17 protein-coding genes and 1 riboswitch are annotated in these 18,163 nt (G+C 39.8%); of the genes, 13 read left to right on the top strand and 4 right to left on the bottom strand.

What is annotated here, in order from left to right:
- The gene (locus tag WKI23_RS02915) at positions 1-1,482 is read left to right on the top strand and encodes a UDP-glucose--hexose-1-phosphate uridylyltransferase (protein ID WP_368078897.1); all 1,482 of its coding nucleotides are present in this window, start codon (positions 1-3) and stop codon (positions 1,480-1,482) included.
- 69 nt (positions 1,483-1,551) lie between these two features.
- Positions 1,552-1,956, top strand: a complete 405-nt coding sequence (locus WKI23_RS02910; RefSeq protein WP_261048474.1) for a PaaI family thioesterase — start codon at positions 1,552-1,554, stop codon at positions 1,954-1,956.
- Between the two features lie 33 nt (positions 1,957-1,989).
- On the opposite strand, the gene WKI23_RS02905 is transcribed toward WKI23_RS02910, so the two are convergent.
- From WKI23_RS02905 to WKI23_RS02890, 4 genes are all read right to left on the bottom strand, one after another.
- Positions 1,990-3,252 carry a nucleobase:cation symporter-2 family protein gene (locus tag WKI23_RS02905; RefSeq protein ID WP_368078896.1) on the bottom strand — a complete coding sequence of 421 codons (1,263 nt, stop codon included), beginning with the start codon at positions 3,250-3,252 and terminating at the stop codon, positions 1,990-1,992.
- Positions 3,252-3,833, bottom strand: a complete 582-nt coding sequence (locus WKI23_RS02900; RefSeq protein WP_368078895.1) for a xanthine phosphoribosyltransferase — start codon at positions 3,831-3,833, stop codon at positions 3,252-3,254. Before WKI23_RS02900 ends, WKI23_RS02905 begins: the two co-directional genes overlap by 1 nt.
- Before the next feature lie 130 nt (positions 3,834-3,963).
- Positions 3,964-4,059, bottom strand: a riboswitch (purine riboswitch).
- 217 nt (positions 4,060-4,276) lie between these two features.
- On the bottom strand, positions 4,277-4,663 hold the full coding sequence (locus WKI23_RS02895; RefSeq protein ID WP_368078894.1) for a VOC family protein: 387 nt from the start codon (positions 4,661-4,663) through the stop codon (positions 4,277-4,279).
- An 11-nt stretch (positions 4,664-4,674) separates the two neighbouring features.
- The gene (locus tag WKI23_RS02890; protein WP_368078893.1) at positions 4,675-5,502 is read right to left on the bottom strand and encodes an exodeoxyribonuclease III; all 828 of its coding nucleotides are present in this window, start codon (positions 5,500-5,502) and stop codon (positions 4,675-4,677) included.
- Between the two features lie 219 nt (positions 5,503-5,721).
- On the opposite strand from WKI23_RS02890, the gene WKI23_RS02885 reads away from it, so the two are divergent.
- The 11 genes from WKI23_RS02885 (at position 5,722) to WKI23_RS02835 (ending at position 18,112) form a co-directional block, all read left to right on the top strand.
- Positions 5,722-6,621, top strand: coding sequence for a type II CAAX endopeptidase family protein (locus tag WKI23_RS02885; RefSeq protein ID WP_368078892.1), 900 nt, complete (start codon positions 5,722-5,724; stop codon positions 6,619-6,621).
- Positions 6,605-6,892, top strand: a complete 288-nt coding sequence (locus tag WKI23_RS02880) for an autorepressor SdpR family transcription factor (protein WP_368078891.1) — start codon at positions 6,605-6,607, stop codon at positions 6,890-6,892. Before WKI23_RS02885 ends, WKI23_RS02880 begins: the two co-directional genes overlap by 17 nt.
- Positions 6,873-7,514 carry an SdpI family protein gene (locus WKI23_RS02875; RefSeq protein ID WP_368078890.1) on the top strand — a complete coding sequence of 214 codons (642 nt, stop codon included), beginning with the start codon at positions 6,873-6,875 and terminating at the stop codon, positions 7,512-7,514. The genes WKI23_RS02880 and WKI23_RS02875 overlap by 20 nt, the downstream gene beginning before the upstream one ends.
- A gap of 126 nt (positions 7,515-7,640) precedes the next feature.
- Positions 7,641-8,096, top strand: coding sequence for a DUF3290 family protein (locus WKI23_RS02870; RefSeq protein WP_368078889.1), 456 nt, complete (start codon positions 7,641-7,643; stop codon positions 8,094-8,096).
- Positions 8,093-8,728, top strand: a complete 636-nt coding sequence (locus WKI23_RS02865) for a DUF421 domain-containing protein (RefSeq protein ID WP_368078888.1) — start codon at positions 8,093-8,095, stop codon at positions 8,726-8,728. Before WKI23_RS02870 ends, WKI23_RS02865 begins: the two co-directional genes overlap by 4 nt.
- Before the next feature lie 54 nt (positions 8,729-8,782).
- Complete coding sequence (locus tag WKI23_RS02860) at positions 8,783-10,528, top strand: ABC transporter ATP-binding protein (RefSeq protein WP_368078887.1); 1,746 nt, start codon at positions 8,783-8,785, stop codon at positions 10,526-10,528.
- Positions 10,518-12,260: an ABC transporter ATP-binding protein gene (locus tag WKI23_RS02855; protein ID WP_368078886.1), complete on the top strand. Its 1,743-nt coding sequence runs from the start codon at positions 10,518-10,520 to the stop codon at positions 12,258-12,260. The genes WKI23_RS02860 and WKI23_RS02855 overlap by 11 nt, the downstream gene beginning before the upstream one ends.
- 130 nt (positions 12,261-12,390) lie before the next feature.
- Entirely contained in the window at positions 12,391-13,083 is a 693-nt protein-coding gene (locus WKI23_RS02850; RefSeq protein WP_368078885.1) for a sugar transferase, read from the top strand.
- A 42-nt stretch (positions 13,084-13,125) separates the two neighbouring features.
- On the top strand, positions 13,126-14,352 hold the full coding sequence (locus tag WKI23_RS02845) for a DegT/DnrJ/EryC1/StrS aminotransferase family protein (protein WP_368078884.1): 1,227 nt from the start codon (positions 13,126-13,128) through the stop codon (positions 14,350-14,352).
- A 921-nt stretch (positions 14,353-15,273) separates the two neighbouring features.
- Positions 15,274-17,382 (top strand): glycosyl hydrolase family 28-related protein, encoded by a 2,109-nt coding sequence (locus WKI23_RS02840; RefSeq protein WP_368078883.1) that lies wholly within the window; start codon positions 15,274-15,276, stop codon positions 17,380-17,382.
- Positions 17,366-18,112, top strand: coding sequence for a protein phosphatase 2C domain-containing protein (locus WKI23_RS02835; RefSeq protein WP_023935650.1), 747 nt, complete (start codon positions 17,366-17,368; stop codon positions 18,110-18,112). The genes WKI23_RS02840 and WKI23_RS02835 overlap by 17 nt, the downstream gene beginning before the upstream one ends.
- The last annotated feature ends 51 nt before the right edge of the window (positions 18,113-18,163 follow it).

Genomic DNA, 18,163 nt, shown 5'->3' with positions numbered 1-18,163 from the left:
GTGACCTTAGTAGATAAATTTGTAACACACGTTATTGCTGAAAGTTCATTTGAGGAAATGGATCGAATCTACCTGACCAATCGTGTCTTGTCCCGAGTGGGAGACGGTGTTTTGGAAGTTGAGACCAATCTGGATAAATTGATTGACCTCAAGGATCAGTTAGTTGAGGAAGCCGTTCGATTAGAGATGATTGAGGATAGTCAGACTGCGCGTGAAATCCTCGGTGCTGAACTGATGGATTTGGTGCTCCCTTGTCCAAGTCAGGTCAATCGTGACTTCTGGGAAACCTATGCCTACTCTCCTGAGCAGGCGATAGAGGATTTTTATCAACTCAGCCAGAAAAATGACTACATCAAACTCAAGGCCATTGCAAAGAATATTGCTTATCGTGTTCCATCTGATTACGGAGAGCTTGAGATTACCATCAACCTCTCTAAACCTGAAAAGGATCCAAAGGAGATTGCTGCAGCCAAGTTGGTGCAAGCTAGCAATTATCCTCAGTGTCAGCTTTGTCTAGAGAATGAGGGATACCATGGTCGGGTTAATCATCCAGCTCGCAGCAATCACCGTATTATCCGTTTTGAAATGGCTGGTCAGGAGTGGGGCTTCCAGTATTCACCTTATGCCTATTTTAATGAGCACTGTATCTTTTTAGATGGCCAGCATCGTCCCATGGCCATTAGTCGTCAGAGTTTTGAACGTCTGTTGGCTATCGTAGAGCAGTTTCCAGGCTATTTTGCAGGCTCTAATGCCGACTTGCCGATTGTGGGGGGCTCTATTCTCACTCATGATCACTATCAGGGAGGCCGTCACGTCTTTCCGATGGAATTGGCTCCCTTGCAAAAGACTTTTCAATTTGCAGGTTTTGAGCAGGTCAAGGCTGGAATTGTCAAGTGGCCTATGTCAGTGTTGCGTTTGACTTCGGATTCCAAAGAAAATTTGATCAATTTAGCTGACAAGATTTTGCAGGAATGGCGTCAGTATTCAGATCCTGCAGTGCAGATTTTAGCAGAGACGGACGGAACACCGCATCACACCATCACACCCATTGCCCGTAAACGCGATGGCCAGTTTGAGTTGGACTTGGTCTTGAGGGACAATCAGACTTCTGCAGAACATACTGATGGCATCTATCATCCTCACAAGGATGTCCAACATATCAAGAAGGAAAATATCGGCTTGATTGAGGTCATGGGCTTGGCAATCTTGCCACCACGTTTGAAAGAAGAAGTGGAGCAAGTTGCTAGCTATCTTGTAGGAGAAGCTGATACAGTTGCCGATTATCATCAGGAATGGGTAGACCAACTCAAAGTCCAACATCCAGATCTAGCGGATAAAGAAAGAGCCCTTGAAATCGTCAAAGACTCTGTGGGTGCTATCTTTGCGCGTGTACTTGAGGATGCAGGAGTCTACAAGCAGACAGAACAAGGACAGGCAGCCTTTATGCGCTTTGTGGAGCAGGTCGGAATTTTGCCAGACTAGGAGCTTTATCCTTGCACAGTCCTATAAAAAGTAGTATCATAGTGTCGTTTGAAATATCAGGAGGAAATGATGAAAGATTTTCACTTTGATGCTATATCAGCTTTTGAAAATTATGAAATTAAAGAGATGAAAGATGGTCACGTTGTGGTGATGACCAAAGTAGTGGACTCGTCGCTCAACTACTATGGCTATGCCCATGGTGGCTATCTCTTTACCCTTTGCGACCAGATTAGTGGTTTGGTGCTCATCTCGCTAGGACTAGACGTAGTGACACTTCAGTCCTCTATCAACTACCTCAAAGCAGGAAAACTCGACGATGTATTGACCATTAAAGGAGAATGTGTCCATCAAGGTCGCACAACCTGTGTGGTGGATGTGGATATTACCAATCAAGAGGGCAGAAATGTCTGCAAAGCAACCTTTACCATGTTTGTCACAGGCCAACGATCAGAAGATAGACAGGTAAGGATATAGATAAACAAAAAAAGAGGCTCACACCTCTTTTTCTTATTTCTTTTTACGATTTAGTACCGCATTGAGGACAATGGCGAGTAAGCTGGCTACGACGATTCCGTTTGAGAAGAACATTTGGAAGGCTGTAGGCATGCTGATGAAGAGATTACTGTTATTGAGTCCGACACCTGCAGCGATGGATACAGCTGCGATAAGGAAGTTATGTTCATTGTTAGCAAAGTCAACACGGGCGAGGATTTGCATTCCTTGAATCGATACAAAACCAAACATCACCAGCATGGCACCACCAAGGACAGGACTTGGAATGATTTGGGCAAGGGCGCCAAACTTAGGAAGGAGTCCAAGGAGAACCAGGAAACCAGCTGCGTAGTAGATTGGCAGACGAGTCTTGATACCTGACAATTTAACCAGACCAACGTTTTGTGAAAATCCTGTGTAAGGGAAGGTGTTAAAGATTCCTCCGAGAAGTACGGCCAAACCTTCTGCGCGGTAACCGTTGCGAAGGCGCGTGCTGTCTATTGGATCATTGGTAATATCTGACAAGGCCAGATAAACACCAGTCGATTCAACCATAGACACCGTTGCGATGATACACATCATGACAATAGATGAGATTTCAAAGGTTGGCATTCCAAAGTAGAGGGGAGTTGGGACATGGACAAGTGGTGCTGCTGTAACAGGAGAGAAGTCAACCAAGCCCATGCTAGCAGCAATGGCAGTTCCAACAACCAGACCAATCAAAATAGAGATAGACTTGATAAATCCTTTGGTAAAGATGTTAATCAAGAGGATAATCAAAACAGTGATAGCTGCAAGCAAGAGACTTTGACCGGTTGGCTCTGGAACGTTATTTCCCATATTTCCAATAGCGACAGGAATCAAGGTTAAACCAATCGTAGTAATAACAGATCCTGTTACGATAGATGGGAAGAGATTGGCCACTTTTGAGAAGATGCCTGAAACAAGAACCACGTAAATACCAGATGCGATGAGGGCACCAAACATAGCACCACTTCCATGGCTTTGCCCAATCATAATCAAGGGAGCAACGGATTGGAAAGCAACTCCGAGAACGACTGGTAGTCCAATCCCAAAGTATTTGTTGAGTTGGAGTTGGAGGAATGTCGCCACCCCACACATGAAGATGTCTGTGGAAATAAGGTAGGTTAACTGCTCAGCCGAATAGCCAAGGGCTGTTGCAATCATAATGGGAACTAGGATAGATCCTGAGTACATGGCTAATAAGTGCTGCAAGCCAAGAACGGCTGCTTGCGAGTGTTTTTCTTGAGTTTGCATTAGAGATCTGCCTCCTTAAAAATAACTTGACCATTTTCAAAACGATCCAAGCGAGCGAGTGATAGGACAGGATAGCCTGCTTTTTCAAGCAAATCACGGCCATCTTGGAAGGACTTTTCAATCACGATACCGATAGCTTCGACTGTGGCACCGGCTTGTTCGATGATTTGAATCAAGCCTTTGGCAGCTTGGCCATTAGCAAGGAAATCGTCGATAATCAAGACCTTGTCCTTGGGTGAGAGGAATTTTCCAGCGATAGAAACGGTGCTGGTTACCTGCTTGGTAAAGGAGTAAACTTCGGCAGTTAAGATTCCTTCGTTCATAGTGATATTTTTAGCTTTTTTAGCGAAAATCATGGGAACGTTTAAGGCTTCAGCTGTAAAAACGGCTGGAGCGATGCCTGACGCTTCAATAGTCACAACCTTGGTAATACCAGCAGCAGCGAATTTTTCCGAAAAAACCTTACCAATTTCTCGCATCAAGCTAAAGTCAACTTGGTGGGTTAAAAAGGAATCCACCTTGAGGATGTTATCACCCAAGATATGCCCATCCTTGATGATGCGCTCTTCTAATAATTTCATAAGACCTCCTAAAGTCTAAAAGCCAATAAATTTCCTTGTTTCAGATTTCTATCCAGTAAAACTGATAGAAAAAAGACCTACTTAATCCCCTAAGTAAGTCCCCAAAATAGGCATGGCAAAAAAGCCCATCCCCTCAAGCTAACTTACTTATTGTTAGGTGTTCCGGCACCTTGTAGAAACGTCGTGCCAATTCACGACATAAACAAGTAAAACGATATTCAATTTTAAATAGGCTTGCGCCAATGTTTTTATTTTACACTAAATAACTTTAGAAATCAAATGTTTTGTCAGTGTTTTGAAATAAAAAACGAACAAATTGAAGAAAAATGGGAAAATTCTCAATTATAGGCTAACATTTAGAAGTATTTTTCATCATAAAAGACATATTATCAAGATTCTTCAAGATCTGACAATATGCCTTTTTCTGATTTGAAAGATTTTTTCTATTCGCTAAATCTTAAAAAATAGCCATCTGGATCCAAAACTGCAAATTCGTGAGGGTAAATAAAGCTATCTCCCACTCGAAATTCTCTTTTGGTCAGCGGACGATGGATAGGATAGTCAGCTTCCAGCAGTTTTTGGTGGAGCTGAGGGACATCTTCAATGCCAAAGGAAATATTGACACCGCGCCCGAAAGGATAGGTCAGCTGAGCTAATTCTTCTGTGCTGGCTTCTTCTAGCATAAGTTGGCAGTCTTCAAGCGAGAGGAAGAGAAATTTCTCCTCTGGACGCTCGTATTCGACAGAGAATCCTAGCAGGCCGCAGTAGAAGTGGCGTGATTTTTCGATGTCAGATACTACAAATTCAGGAATGACAGCTTGATAGTCCATTCGTTTTCTCCTTAGAGTTCAATTTCCAAGACAATGGGTGTATGGTCTTGGCGAGCTCCTGAGTCAATCATGTCAGACTTGGTCACTTTGTCAGCGATGCGGTTACTTGTGAGCCAGTAGTCGATTCTCCAGCCTGTATTGTTGATTTTAGAAGTCTTGCTGCGCTGTGCCCACCAAGTGTAGCGTTCTGGAACATCGCCATGAATATGGCGGAAGGTGTCGGTAAATCCAGTTGCCAAGAGGTTGGTAAATCCAGCACGTTCCTCGTCGGTAAATCCTGGTGAACGACGGTTGCTGGCAGGATTTGCAAGGTCGATTTCATTGTGGGCTACGTTATAGTCACCGGTCGCAAGGACTGGTTTTTCTTTGTCTAGTTCAGCCAAGTACTCAGCATATTTGACATCCCAGATTTGGCGTTCTTCCAAGCGTTTGAGTCCATCGCCAGCATTTGGTGTGTAAACTTGGGTCACGAAAAATTCATCAAATTCCAAGGTGATGATGCGGCCTTCCAAGTCCATGGTAGAAGGGGCACCGATTTCTGGGAAAGTGACAGTGGGTGTGAGTTCTTTCTTATAGAGAAACATGGTTCCAGCATAGCCTTTACGGGCAGGCTCTTGGGAAGAGCGCCACGTGTTTTCGTAGCCTGGGAAGAGTTCTTCTAAAATTTCCAAATGTTTCTTTGTAGGCCCTTTGGCAGAAAGCTTGGTTTCTTGGATAGCGATAATATCAGCATTTTCAGCAACCAAGGTTTTTAGGACTTCTTGGGATAATTTGGCACGAGCTGAGTCGCTCGTTAGGGCTGCATTGAGGGAATCAATATTCCATGAGATAAGTTTCATAAAGTTACCTTTTTCATTCAGATTATAGATTTTATTATACCAAAAAAAGGTCTATTTCCCCAACGTATGGTTTGAAAAATTACTCTTTAGACTTTATCCTGAGAAAATAAAAATTCCCTAAACTATTTAGAAAAAAATCTAAATAGCTCTTGTGTTTAGAATAGAAAGGTGTATAATGTTATTTAGAAAAACATCTAAATAGAAAGTGAAGTTACATATATGTCAAATAAGAGAACAATCCTTCTTTTTGTGGTCTTGGCTTATGCCCTTGCTTGGATAATATGGTTGGCACTATGGCTAAGTGGTGTTGGTCTAAATTCTCCATGGAGTCAACTTGCTAGTATTGTAGCCATGTGGATGCCTGCGCTTGCAGTCTTTCTCTTAGGGAAAATCACGAATCAACCTAGTGGAATCAAATCTAAATTAGTCGTGAATCTCAAGAGAAACTGGCGCTTTTACTTACTAGCTATCTGGTTACCAGCAGTCATCAGTTTTTTAGGAGCGGGACTTTATTTTCTTGTATTCCCTAGCAATTTCAGCCTTGATTTTGAATCTATTCAAGCCATCTTACAAGAAAAAGGTGTCTCTCAATCAGCCATTCCCTTATCTTCCTTGGTCTTGATTCAAATCCTAGCTAGTTTGACCTACGCTCCTTTTCTTAATAGTTTCTTTGCATTGGGAGAGGAAATTGGTTGGCGTGGCTATCTTTACCCAGCTCTAAGAGGACGCTTTTCACTAGTCCAGACTCATGTCTTGCTTGGTCTCATTTGGAGTCTTTGGCATCTACCAATCAATTTGCAAGGCTATAATTATGGACTATCTTATTTTGCTTATCCTGTTTTGGGAGTTGTTGCTATGTTTCTATCTTGTTTTAGCCTAGGAATATTGTTGAGCTGGTTGTTGGAAAAGACAGGTTCTATCTGGGCTTCTGCCCTATTTCATGGGGCAATCAATGCAACTGCAGGTATTGGGTTACTCTTTCAATTACCAGGAGAAAAAGTTTCAAGCCTCTTGATTTTAGGGCCATCACCGACTGGAATGCTATCAGTTCTACCTTGCTTATTCCTAGCCCTACTAATATTACAAAGGGAAAGGAGGCATTATGAGTTTTGCAAATAGTTTTAAAGCCTTATCTCATCCAGTTAGGAGAGAGATTTTAAATTTACTCAAAGCAGGTAGATTACCTGCAGGAGAAATTGCCAGTTATTTCGAGTTGACAGGTGCAACGATTTCACACCATCTCACGATTTTGAAAGCAGCGGATTTGATTCATGAAATGAAAGAAAAAAACTTTATTTATTATGAGTTAAATACATCGGTTTTAGAGGATATAATGGTTTGGTTAGCAGATCTGAAAGGAGATCATTTTGATGAAGATAAAAATCAATAAGAAATTGGTATTATTTACAAGCATTCTCATCCTACTACCTTCCCTTGTAGGTTGTGTTTTCTGGAATCAATTACCAGAGGAGATACCCACTCATTTTAATCTACTGGGTCAAGCAGATGGATACAATCATAAAGTGTTTGCTATCTTTGGATTGCCGGCTCTCATGCTTTTGATGCATTGGGTGCTTCTATTTTTAATGGTTAAGGATCCTAAATCTAGCAATATCAGTTCAAAAATACAAGTTTTGATTTACTGGATGATTCCTTTTGTATCTTGTCTATCAATGATTTCTATATACGGAGAATCTTTGGGTTATTCCATGATGAGTGGGCTACTAGCTCAGATTTTTATGGGAGTCGTGATGATCGTAATTGGAAATTATCTACCAAAAACATACCGAAATTATATAATCGGTATTCGACTTCCGTGGACCTTGGAGAGTGATAAAAACTGGAGAAAAACACATCGATTAGCTGGAAAAATTTGGGTATTAGGAGGATTGTTATTGTTTCTAAATTCCTTTGTGCAACTATATGTTTACTGGGTATTCTTCTTGACACTTTTCTTTGTAGTGATAATTCCTAGTGTCTATTCTTATCAATTATCAAAATTAGAATCTTAAAACAGGTATTTGAGTCATTAGTTAGAGAAGTTGGTCTGATAAGTCTATTTCCCCAACGTATGGTTTGAAAAATCACCCTCTTTCGTTTATAATAAAGAATGATTTTATGAAAGGGAGTGAAAATAAATGAAATTTTACTCATATGACTATGTGCTTAGCCAAATCAGTCAACAAAATGGAATCATGATTGGCTTTGGGATTGTGCTCCTAGCTATCACAGGATTTTTTGCTCTTAAGGCTTATCGAGATAAAAAGGGGACTAAGTTTCGGGAATTGGTCATGATTTTGGCCTTGACCTTGGTAGCCATGCTTTTGGTAACAATCTCAAAATACCAGACCAATCAAGCCTCTAACAATCAATTTCAAACCTCACTTCATTTCATAGAGGTTGTTTCCAAAGACTTGGGGGTGGATAAATCAGAAGTTTACGTTAATACTTCTGCAACTACTGATGGAGCGCTAATCAAGGTAGGTCCAAATTTCTACCGCGCTATGAACGGGAGCCAACCAGACAAGTATCTTTTAGAGAAATTAGAATTGCATCAAACAGACGCTATTGAATTGGTGGAGGTAAACAAATGACACTCAACTATATGGAAATTTTAATCAAACTGGCCTTGGGGCTCTTCTCGCTTGTTTTTGTTATCAATGTGACAGGAAAGGGGAACTTAGCACCTAACTCTGCGACAGACCAAATTCAGAACTATGTTCTTGGTGGTATCATCGGTGGGGTAATTTACAATAGTTCTATCAGCATTCTCCAGTATGCAGTGATTTTGATGATGTGGACGATTTTGGTTTTGACCCTCAAGTGGCTCAATAACAATGTTCGTTTTGTCAAACGCTTGATTGATGGAAAACCGACTCTCCTCATCAAAAATGGGAAGATTGACCCAGAAGCCTGTCGTTCAGTTGGCTTGTCTGCAGCGGATGTAGCCCTCAAACTTCGTAGCCAAGGGATTTTCCAGATGAAGCAAGTTAAACGAGCTGTGCAAGAGCAAAATGGCCAACTCATCGTGGTCCAAATGGGAGATGAAAATCCTAAGTATCCAGTTGTGACTGACGGTGTGATCCAAGTTGATGTTTTGGAATCGATTGGTCGTAGCGAAGAGTGGCTGCTTGATAACCTCAGCAAACAAGGACATGAAAATGTTGCCAATATCTTTATCGCTGAGTATGACAAGGGTGCTGTTACAGTCGTAACCTATGAATAAGAAAAACCTGGGGTCTTGGCCTCAGGTTTCCATTTGCAATCAGAAAGGGATTTTATGTCCATTATTCAAAAACTTTGGTGGTTTTTCAAGTTAGAAAAACGCCGTTATTTAGTCGGGATTGTGGCCCTGGTCTTGGTTTCCATCCTCAATCTAATTCCCCCCATGGTTATGGGGCGGGTTATTGATGCTATCACATCGGGACAATTAACCCAACATGATCTCCTTCTTGACCTATTTTACTTGCTTCTTGCAGCCTTTGGTATGTACTATCTGCGCTATGTTTGGCGTATGTATATCCTCGGGACTTCCTACAGGTTGGGACAGATTATGCGGTCTCGCTTGTTTGAGCATTTCACAAAAATGTCTCCAGCCTTTTATCAAACCTATCGGACGGGGGACCTGATGGCGCACGCAACCAACGATATCAATGCCCTAACGCGTCTGGCAGGGGGCGGTGTTATGTCTGCCGTGGATGCCTCTATCACGGCGCTGGTGACCTTGATGACCATGCTCTTTAGCATTTCATGGCAGATGACTTTGGTTGCCATTCTTCCCCTGCCTTTCATGGCTTATGCGACCAGTCGTTTAGGTAGAAAGACACATAAGGCTTTTGGCGAATCACAGGCTGCCTTTTCTGAACTCAATAACAAGGTACAGGAGTCTGTATCGGGTATTAAAGTGACCAAGTCTTTCGGGTATCAGGCGGATGAGCTCAAGTCCTTTCAGGCAGTCAATGAATTGACATTCCAAAAGAACCTGCAAACCATGAAATACGATAGTCTCTTTGATCCTATGGTTCTCTTATTTGTTGGTTCCTCCTATGTTTTAACGCTCTTGGTCGGCTCCTTGATGGTTCAGAAAGGGCAAATCACGGTTGGGAATCTAGTTACCTTTATCAGCTACTTGGATATGCTGGTTTGGCCTCTTATGGCAATCGGCTTCCTCTTTAATATTACTCAGCGAGGGAAGGTTTCCTACCAGCGGATTGAGGAACTTTTGTATCAGGAATCACCTGTACAAGACCCTGAGTTACCTTTAGATGGTATCGAAAATGGGCGTTTGGAGTACGCTATTGACAGCTTTGCCTTTGAAAATGAGGAAACACTGACGGATATTCACTTTAGTTTAGAAAAAGGGCAAACTCTGGGCTTGGTCGGGCAGACAGGCTCTGGGAAAACGTCCTTGCTCAAGCTCCTCTTACGTGAATACGATGTGGATAAGGGAGCTATTTATCTAAACGGTCACGATATTCGGGACTATCGTCTGACGGACCTTCGCAGTCTCATGGGCTATGTTCCTCAGGACCAGTTTCTCTTTGCGACCTCTATCTTAGATAATATCCGCTTTGCCAATCCTAACTTACCCCTTTCAGCGGTAGAGGAAGCCACTAAGCTAGCCCAAGTTTACCAAGATATTGTAGCTATGCCACAGGGATTTGACACACTGATTGGTGAAAAGGGAGTCAGTCTTTCTGGAGGTCAAAAGCAGCGTCTGGCCATGAGTCGAGCTATGATTTTAGACCCTGACATTTTGATTTTGGATGATTCTTTGTCAGCTGTGGATGCCAAGACAGAGTATGCGATTATCGACAATCTTAAGGAGACGCGAAAGGAAAAGACAACCATTATTACGGCTCATCGCCTCAGTGCAGTTGTCCATGCAGACCTGATTTTAGTCCTGCAAAATGGTCAAATTATCGAACAGGGTACGCACGAAGACTTGCTAGCTTTGAATGGCTGGTATGCCCAAACCTACCAGTCTCAGCAGCTGGAAATAAAAGGAGAAGAAGATGCAGAATAAACAAGAACAATGGGCTGTATTGAAGCGCTTGATGTCCTATCTCAAGCCTTACGGTCTCCTGACCTTTTTGGCACTCAGTTTTCTCCTAGCGACGACGGTCATTAAAAGTGTCATTCCCCTTGTCGCTTCCCACTTTATTGACCAGTATCTCAGCAATCTCAACCAACTCGCTGTGACCGTTTTGCTGGTCTACTATGGTCTTTATATCCTACAAACTCTGGTTCAATATGTCGGTAATCTTCTCTTTGCACGGGTATCCTACAGCATTGTTAGAGATATTCGTCGCGATGCCTTTGACAATATGGAAAAACTGGGTATGTCTTACTTTGACAAGACGCCAGCAGGTTCCATCGTCTCTCGTTTGACTAATGATACTGAGACTATCAGTGATATGTTTTCAGGGATTTTATCTAGCTTTATCTCAGCAGTTTTCATCTTTCTGACAACTCTTTATACCATGTTGGTATTGGATTTTCGTTTGACAGCATTAGTCTTGCTCTTTCTCCCCTTGATTTTCCTTTTGGTCAATCTCTATCGGAAAAAATCAGTGAAAATCATCGAAAAAACCAGAAGTCTTTTGTCGGATATCAATAGCAAGCTGGCTGAAAACATAGAGGGAATTAGGATTATCCAGGCCTTTAATCAAGAGAAGCGCCTGCAGGCAGAATTTGATGAGATTAACCAAGAACACTTGGTCTATGCCAACCGTTCTGTAGCCTTGGATGCCCTCTTTTTGCGCCCTGCCATGAGTCTGCTGAAACTCCTAGGCTATACCGTCTTGATGGCTTACTTTGGCTATCGTGGACTTTATCTGGGAATAACAGCAGGAACCATGTATGCCTTTATCCAGTATATCAATCGCCTCTTTGATCCCTTGATTGAAGTAACGCAAAACTTTTCAACCCTTCAAACGTCCATGGTTTCTGCAGGCCGTGTCTTTGCCTTAATCGATGAGAGGACCTATGAGCCTCTTCAAAAAGATGGGCAAGCCAAAATCCAAGAAGGCAATATTCGTTTTGAACATGTATGTTTCTCATATGATGGCAAGCACCCGATTCTGGATGATATTTCCTTTTCGGTTAATAAGGGTGAAACCATTGCTTTTGTGGGGCATACAGGTTCTGGGAAATCTTCGATTATCAATGTCCTCATGCGCTTTTATGAATTCCAGTCAGGGCGAGTTCTCTTGGATGATGTAGACATCCGGGACTACAGTCAGGAAGAGTTGAGAAAAAACATCGGTCTGGTCTTGCAGGATCCTTTCCTCTATCATGGAACCATTAAGTCCAATATCGCCATGTACCAAGAAATCAGTGATGAGCAGGTCCAGGCTGCGGCAGCTTTTGTGGATGCAGATTCCTTTATTCAAGAACTTCCGCAGGGTTACGACTCCCCTGTGTCTGAGCGTGGTTCGAGTTTTTCAACTGGACAGCGCCAGCTTCTTGCCTTTGCTAGAACAGTCGCCAGTCAGCCTAAAATCCTGATTTTGGATGAAGCGACAGCCAATATTGACTCTGAAACAGAAAGCTTAGTTCAAGCTTCTCTGGCTAAGATGAGACAGGGGCGGACAACCATTGCCATCGCTCACCGTCTTTCTACCATCCAAGACGCCAACTGTATCTATGTTTTGGACAAGGGGCGCATTATCGAGAGTGGAACCCATGAGGAACTCTTGGCTCTGGGTGGAACCTACCACAAGATGTATAGCTTGCAGGCCGGGGCCATGTCCTAATACTCTTTGATTTTCATTGAGCGTAAGAAGGAAATCCTTCAAATTACAGATTTCTTTCACCGCCTTTTCCATTTTGTGGTATAATGAAAAATGTTGACAAATAGTATAATAAAAACAAAGGAGAAACAGCATGCTGAAATGGGAAGACTTGCCCGTGGAAATGAAATCAAGCGAGGTTGAGTCTTACTACCAGCTTGTCTCTAAAAGGAAGGGTTCGCTGATTTTCAAGCGTTGCTTGGACTGGGTTTTGGCCTTGGTCTTACTGGTTCTGGCATCTCCCATCTTTCTCATCTTGAGCATTTGGATCAAGTTGGATAGCAAGGGGCCAGTCATTTACAAGCAAGAGCGCGTGACCCAGTATAACCGTCGGTTCAAGATTTGGAAGTTCCGTACCATGGTGACGGATGCGGACAAAAAAGGAAGTTTGGTGACTTCTGCTAATGATAGTCGCATTACCAAGGTTGGCAATTTTATCCGCCGTGTGCGTTTGGACGAACTGCCTCAACTGGTCAATGTTCTTAAAGGCGAAATGTCCTTTGTCGGTACACGACCTGAAGTGCCACGCTACACGGAGCAGTATAGTCCTGAAATGATGGCAACCTTGCTTTTGCCAGCAGGGATTACCTCTCCAGCCAGCATCAACTACAAGGATGAGGACACTATCATCAGTCAAATGACCGAGAAAGGCCTGTCAGTTGACCAAGCCTATGTAGAGCATGTTCTTCCTGAAAAGATGCGCTATAACCTTTCTTATCTCCGAGAGTTTAGTTTCCTTGGAGACATCAAAATCATGTTTCAAACCGTGTTTGAAGTGCTAAAATAAAGTAGTCATGAGAAAATGAGTACAGATAAAAGGAGCAAATCAATGCCAAATTACAATATTCCATTTTCACCTCCCGATATTACAGAAGCTGAAATTGCTGAAGTAGCGGATACCCTGCGTTCTGGTTGGATTACAACAGGTCCTAAGACAAAAGAACTGGAGCGTCGCTTGTCTCAATATACACAGACGCCTAAGACTGTCTGTCTTAACTCTGCAACTGCCGCGCTTGAGTTGATTTTGCGTGTTTTGGAAGTGGGTCCTGGAGATGAAGTCATCGTTCCAGCTATGACTTATACAGCTTCATGTAGTGTCATCACTCACGTAGGAGCAACACCTGTCATGGTGGATATCCAAGCAGATACGTTTGAGATGGACTATGACTTGCTGGAGCAAGCTATCACTGAAAAGACTAAGGTAATCATCCCAGTAGAGCTTGCAGGGATTGTTTGTGACTATGACCGTTTGTTCCAAGTTGTGGAAAAGAAACGTGACCTCTTTACTGCTTCAAGCAAGTGGCAAAAAGCCTTTAACCGTATTGTGATTGTTTCTGATAGTGCCCATGCTTTGGGATCTACTTATAAAGGGCAACCAGCTGGTTCTATCGCTGACTTTACTTCCTTCTCATTCCACGCCGTTAAGAACTTTACAACTGCAGAGGGTGGAAGTGCCACTTGGAAAGCCAATCCAGCGATTGACGACGAAGAGATGTACAAGGAATTCCAGATTCTGTCGCTTCATGGTCAAACTAAGGATGCCCTTGCTAAGATGCAACTGGGCTCATGGGAATACGATATCGTCACACCAGCCTACAAGTGCAATATGACAGATATCATGGCTTCCCTTGGTTTGGTACAATTGGACCGCTATCCAAGTTTGTTGCAACGTCGTAAGGACATCGTGGATCGCTATGATCGTGGTTTTGCAGGTTCTCGTATCCATCCATTGGGACACAAGACTGATATTGTCGAATCTTCACGCCACCTCTACATCACCCATGTAGAAGGAGCGAGCTTAGAGGAACGCAATCTTATCATCCAAGAATTAGCTAAAGCAGGAATTGCAAGTAATGTACACTACAAACCACTTCCGCTCTTGACAGCCTATAAGAATCTTGGCTTTGATATGACGAACTATCCTAAGGCTTATGCCTTCTTTGAAAATGAAATTACGCTCCCTCTTCACACTAAATTAAGCGATGAAGAAGTGGACTATATCATTGAGACTTTCAAAACAGTTTCTGAAAAAGTACTAGCTTCATCAAAAAAATGACAAACTACAGTCAAGTAATAGTGATTCTGTTTCTAAAAAGTCTAATTGAGTGTAAAACTGTTGTTTTCAATTGAAAGTCCTATAGTAAAATGAAATAAAAACAGGACAAATCAATCAGGATAGTCAAATTAATTTCTAGCAATATTTTAGAAGCAAAGGTGTACTCTTATAGTTTCAATATACTGTATGGTTTGAAATGAGATGTGAGCAATTTGGTGTAGCATTTAGAATTTTTATTAGGCATCATTTAGAAAATGTAGTGTCTTGTTCTAGTTTTCAATTCACCCTATTTTTTGAAAGACGCGAGTTTCCACGAATGAGGTTGTGGAAACTCGCGTCTTTCTTTTTTGTTTTCAGAATATTGTTCAAAGTTTTGAGACTATTTTTCATGTTCTAGTCATTCTTTTGAAATAATCTATAAAACACGTGTCTGCAATGATTTATATGTCCTATTCCAGTATTTTAGAAGAACTGCGTTTATTTTTATAGATCTTGAATCTAGCTTTTATAGAAAATCTATTTAAGAAATATATTGTATTGTTTTGATTTCAATCCGCTATATGAACGATATTCATGTAAATATACCTGGCGAATGCTTGCATGACAAGATATTTGTTCTTGTATTTATAAATTAGTATTTTACGAGATGTCAACATGCTTTAAATACAGTGAATAGGATATTTTTATGTTCAAGCTAAGAAAGATAGTAATCACTTTTGAATGGAAGGTTAAAGAATTATTAGAAGTATGGTTAGATATATAAATGGTCACGCTTTCACAGTTTTGATATTTTATTGTGTTATTCCTTGACAATTTTGATTTAAAAATATATTATAAAGAAAATGACAGCGGTGTCATTTTCTGGCATGGAATTTATATGAATATTAAATTAGGACATAATGTTTTTAATTGGAGGCTAATATGAAATCTTTTCAACAAAATGAGGTTTTCTCTATTCGTAAGTCTAAGGTGGGAGTTTGCTCAGTTCTCTTAGCGGTTTTATTTATTGGAACACAAAGTGTTTTAGCTAATGAAGTAGTTGGTGAAACTTCTTCGTCTAAAGATAATATGCAAATGAACTCTTTGTTGAGTAGCACATCTACATCATTATCTGCGGAACCCCATTCTGATACTCTCAGTCTTGATAACAATTCAAGTTTAAGTACTGATAATAATGGAGGAGTGAGTATTAATCAAAATAAACCTGATATAACAAATGATACTATGATGGGTAACATCTCTGGGATGGAAGTGAATACTATTTTAAGTACTAATCTGAACGAAGACGTAGCTTTGAATGTTAAAGATTATGGAGCAATAGGTGACGGGGTTAATGATGATCGTCAAGCAATTCAAGATACAATAGATGCTGCAGCTAAAGGACTAGGTGGAGGAAATGTATATTTTCCTGAAGGAACTTATTTAGTAAAAGAAATTGTTTTTTTAAAAAGTCATACACACTTAGAATTGAATGAGAAAGCTACAATTCTAAATGGTATAAATATTAAGAATCACCCTTCCATTGTTTTTATGACAGGTTTATTTACGGATGATGGTGCGCAAGTAGAATGGGGCCCAACAGAAGATATTAGTTATTCTGGTGGTACTATTGATATGAACGGTGCTTTGAATGAAGAAGGAACTAAAGCAAAAAATCTACCACTTATAAATTCTTCAGGTGCATTTGCTATTGGGAATTCAAATAACGTAACTATAAAAAATGTAACATTCAAGGATAGTTATCAAGGGCATGCTATTCAAATTGCAGGTTCGAAAAATGTATTAGTCGATAATTCTCGTTTTCTTGGGCAAGCCTTACCTAAAACTATGAAAGATGGGCAAATTATAAGTAAGGAGAGTATTCAGATTGAACCATTGACTAGAAAAGGTTTTCCTTATGCTTTGAATGATGATGGGAAAAAATCTGAAAATGTTACTATTCAAAATTCATATTTTGGTAAAAGTGATAAATCTGGAGAATTAGTAACAGCAATTGGTACACACTATCAAACATTGTCGACACAGAACCCCTCTAATATTAAAATTTTAAATAATCATTTTGATAACATGATGTATTCTGGTGTACGTTTTACTGGATTTACTGATATTTTAATTAAAGGAAATAGATTTGATAAGAAAGTAAAAGGAGAAAGTGTACATTATAGAGAAAATGGTGCAGCCTTAATAAATGCTTTTAGTTATAAAAATGTAAAAGATGAACTTGATTTAAATAAGAAAGTCGTTATTACTGAAAATACATTTTATATTTCTGATCCTAAAACAAAGGCTATTAGAGTAGCAAAAGATAGTGCAGAATATTTAGGAAAAGTATCAGATATTACTGTAACAAAAAATGTAATTAATAATAATTCTAAGGAAACAGAACAACCAAATATTGAATTATTACGAGTTAGTGATAATTTAGTAGTCTCAGAGAATAGTATATTCGGTGGTAAAGAAGGAATTGTTATTGAGGATTCAAAGGGTAAAATAACCGTTTTAAATAACCAATTTTATAATTTATCCGGTAAGTATATATCATTCATCAAATCTAATGCAAATGGGAAAGAACCAGTTATACGTGATAGCGATGGTAATTTCAATATTGTAACGGAGAATGGGCTTTACAAAATTGTAACAAATAACTTAAGTGATAAAAACGAAAAAGAAAAAAACAAAGAGGAAAAATTTAAAACAAGTTCATATGTGCATGAAAAACAATCTAATTCAAATAATGTAATTGATAGTAACCAGAAGAAAGGAGAGTTTAACTCAAGTAAAGATAATAGACAAATGAATGACAAGATCGACAATAAACAAGATAATAAGATAGAAGAAGTGAACCATAAAATAGTTGGAGATGGCAGAGAAACTGAAAATCATATTAATAAATCTAAAGAAATAGTAGAGGTAAAACAAAAATTACCAAAGACTGGTTCGAACAAGATTATGGAACTATTCTTAACAGTGACAGGAATTGGTTTACTTTTGACACTAAAAGGGTTGAAGTATTATGGTAAAGATAAATAAAATTTGTTCGATACAAGGAAGTTCCGTAGAAAATGAGGATGCTGTAGGTTCACAAAATCAGTATTTTTGGATTATTGATGGAGCTACAGATTTATATAATTCTAAAGAGGAGATTGGTTATTCAGTCTCAGAAGTTGTACATATTTTATCAGAAAGTTTGTCGGTTAATTGTAAAGAATCAAAAACTCTTAAACAAATATTTGAAACTGCTTTACTCGAGGTTAAAGATGAAATCGGTTTAAACTCATATGAATTAACAGAGTATTATCGCTTACCAACATTTGCTTTTATATTTGCTAAACTTTCAGAAAAAAAGTTGGAGTATATGATGCTAGGTGACTGCGTCATGTTAGTAAACGAAATGGAAATAACTGATCATAGAGTAGATAACTTATTTGAAAAAGGGAAAAATGAGATAAAAGACTCAATTGGTACAAATAGTGTTTTAAATAAAAAAATTATTTTACAAAAAATCAGAAAATTATCTAATCAACCGAGTGGGTACTGGATAGGTTCGTTGGATGAGAGATTTTTAGACCATGCTATTATTAATCAAATAGATGTTACTAGTGAACAAATTGTTTTAATGAGCGATGGCTTTTATGAATTCTATCAAAATAATCAAAATAAAACTTTTGAAGAGTTAATTAAGATGAGATTTAATTCTTCTGCTATTGATCCAATCTATGGAAAGAAAGATGATGCAAGTATTCTAGTTATTGATGTTTGATATATTGTTTAAAATATTAATTGTTACTATTGAACTTTGTTAAGAAGAGGT

Origin of the sequence: Streptococcus pseudopneumoniae, from assembly GCF_038148955.1 — a bacterium.
Taxonomy (GTDB): domain Bacteria; phylum Bacillota; class Bacilli; order Lactobacillales; family Streptococcaceae; genus Streptococcus; species Streptococcus pseudopneumoniae_T.
The sequence above is the reverse complement of the archived record's forward strand: the minus strand, read 5'-3'. Positions and strand labels throughout refer to the sequence as shown.

Coding starts and splice junctions, on each gene's coding strand:
- WKI23_RS02910 (WP_261048474.1), top strand. CDS start 1,552: ATGAAAGATTTTCACTTTGATGCTATATCAGCTTTTGAAAATTATGAA.
- WKI23_RS02905 (WP_368078896.1), bottom strand. CDS start 3,252: ATGCAAACTCAAGAAAAACACTCGCAAGCAGCCGTTCTTGGCTTGCAG.
- WKI23_RS02900 (WP_368078895.1), bottom strand. CDS start 3,833: ATGAAATTATTAGAAGAGCGCATCATCAAGGATGGGCATATCTTGGGT.
- WKI23_RS02895 (WP_368078894.1), bottom strand. CDS start 4,663: ATGGACTATCAAGCTGTCATTCCTGAATTTGTAGTATCTGACATCGAA.
- WKI23_RS02890 (WP_368078893.1), bottom strand. CDS start 5,502: ATGAAACTTATCTCATGGAATATTGATTCCCTCAATGCAGCCCTAACG.
- WKI23_RS02885 (WP_368078892.1), top strand. CDS start 5,722: ATGTCAAATAAGAGAACAATCCTTCTTTTTGTGGTCTTGGCTTATGCC.
- WKI23_RS02880 (WP_368078891.1), top strand. CDS start 6,605: ATGAGTTTTGCAAATAGTTTTAAAGCCTTATCTCATCCAGTTAGGAGA.
- WKI23_RS02875 (WP_368078890.1), top strand. CDS start 6,873: ATGAAGATAAAAATCAATAAGAAATTGGTATTATTTACAAGCATTCTC.
- WKI23_RS02870 (WP_368078889.1), top strand. CDS start 7,641: ATGAAATTTTACTCATATGACTATGTGCTTAGCCAAATCAGTCAACAA.
- WKI23_RS02865 (WP_368078888.1), top strand. CDS start 8,093: ATGACACTCAACTATATGGAAATTTTAATCAAACTGGCCTTGGGGCTC.
- WKI23_RS02860 (WP_368078887.1), top strand. CDS start 8,783: ATGTCCATTATTCAAAAACTTTGGTGGTTTTTCAAGTTAGAAAAACGC.
- WKI23_RS02855 (WP_368078886.1), top strand. CDS start 10,518: ATGCAGAATAAACAAGAACAATGGGCTGTATTGAAGCGCTTGATGTCC.
- WKI23_RS02850 (WP_368078885.1), top strand. CDS start 12,391: ATGCTGAAATGGGAAGACTTGCCCGTGGAAATGAAATCAAGCGAGGTT.
- WKI23_RS02845 (WP_368078884.1), top strand. CDS start 13,126: ATGCCAAATTACAATATTCCATTTTCACCTCCCGATATTACAGAAGCT.
- WKI23_RS02840 (WP_368078883.1), top strand. CDS start 15,274: ATGAAATCTTTTCAACAAAATGAGGTTTTCTCTATTCGTAAGTCTAAG.
- WKI23_RS02835 (WP_023935650.1), top strand. CDS start 17,366: ATGGTAAAGATAAATAAAATTTGTTCGATACAAGGAAGTTCCGTAGAA.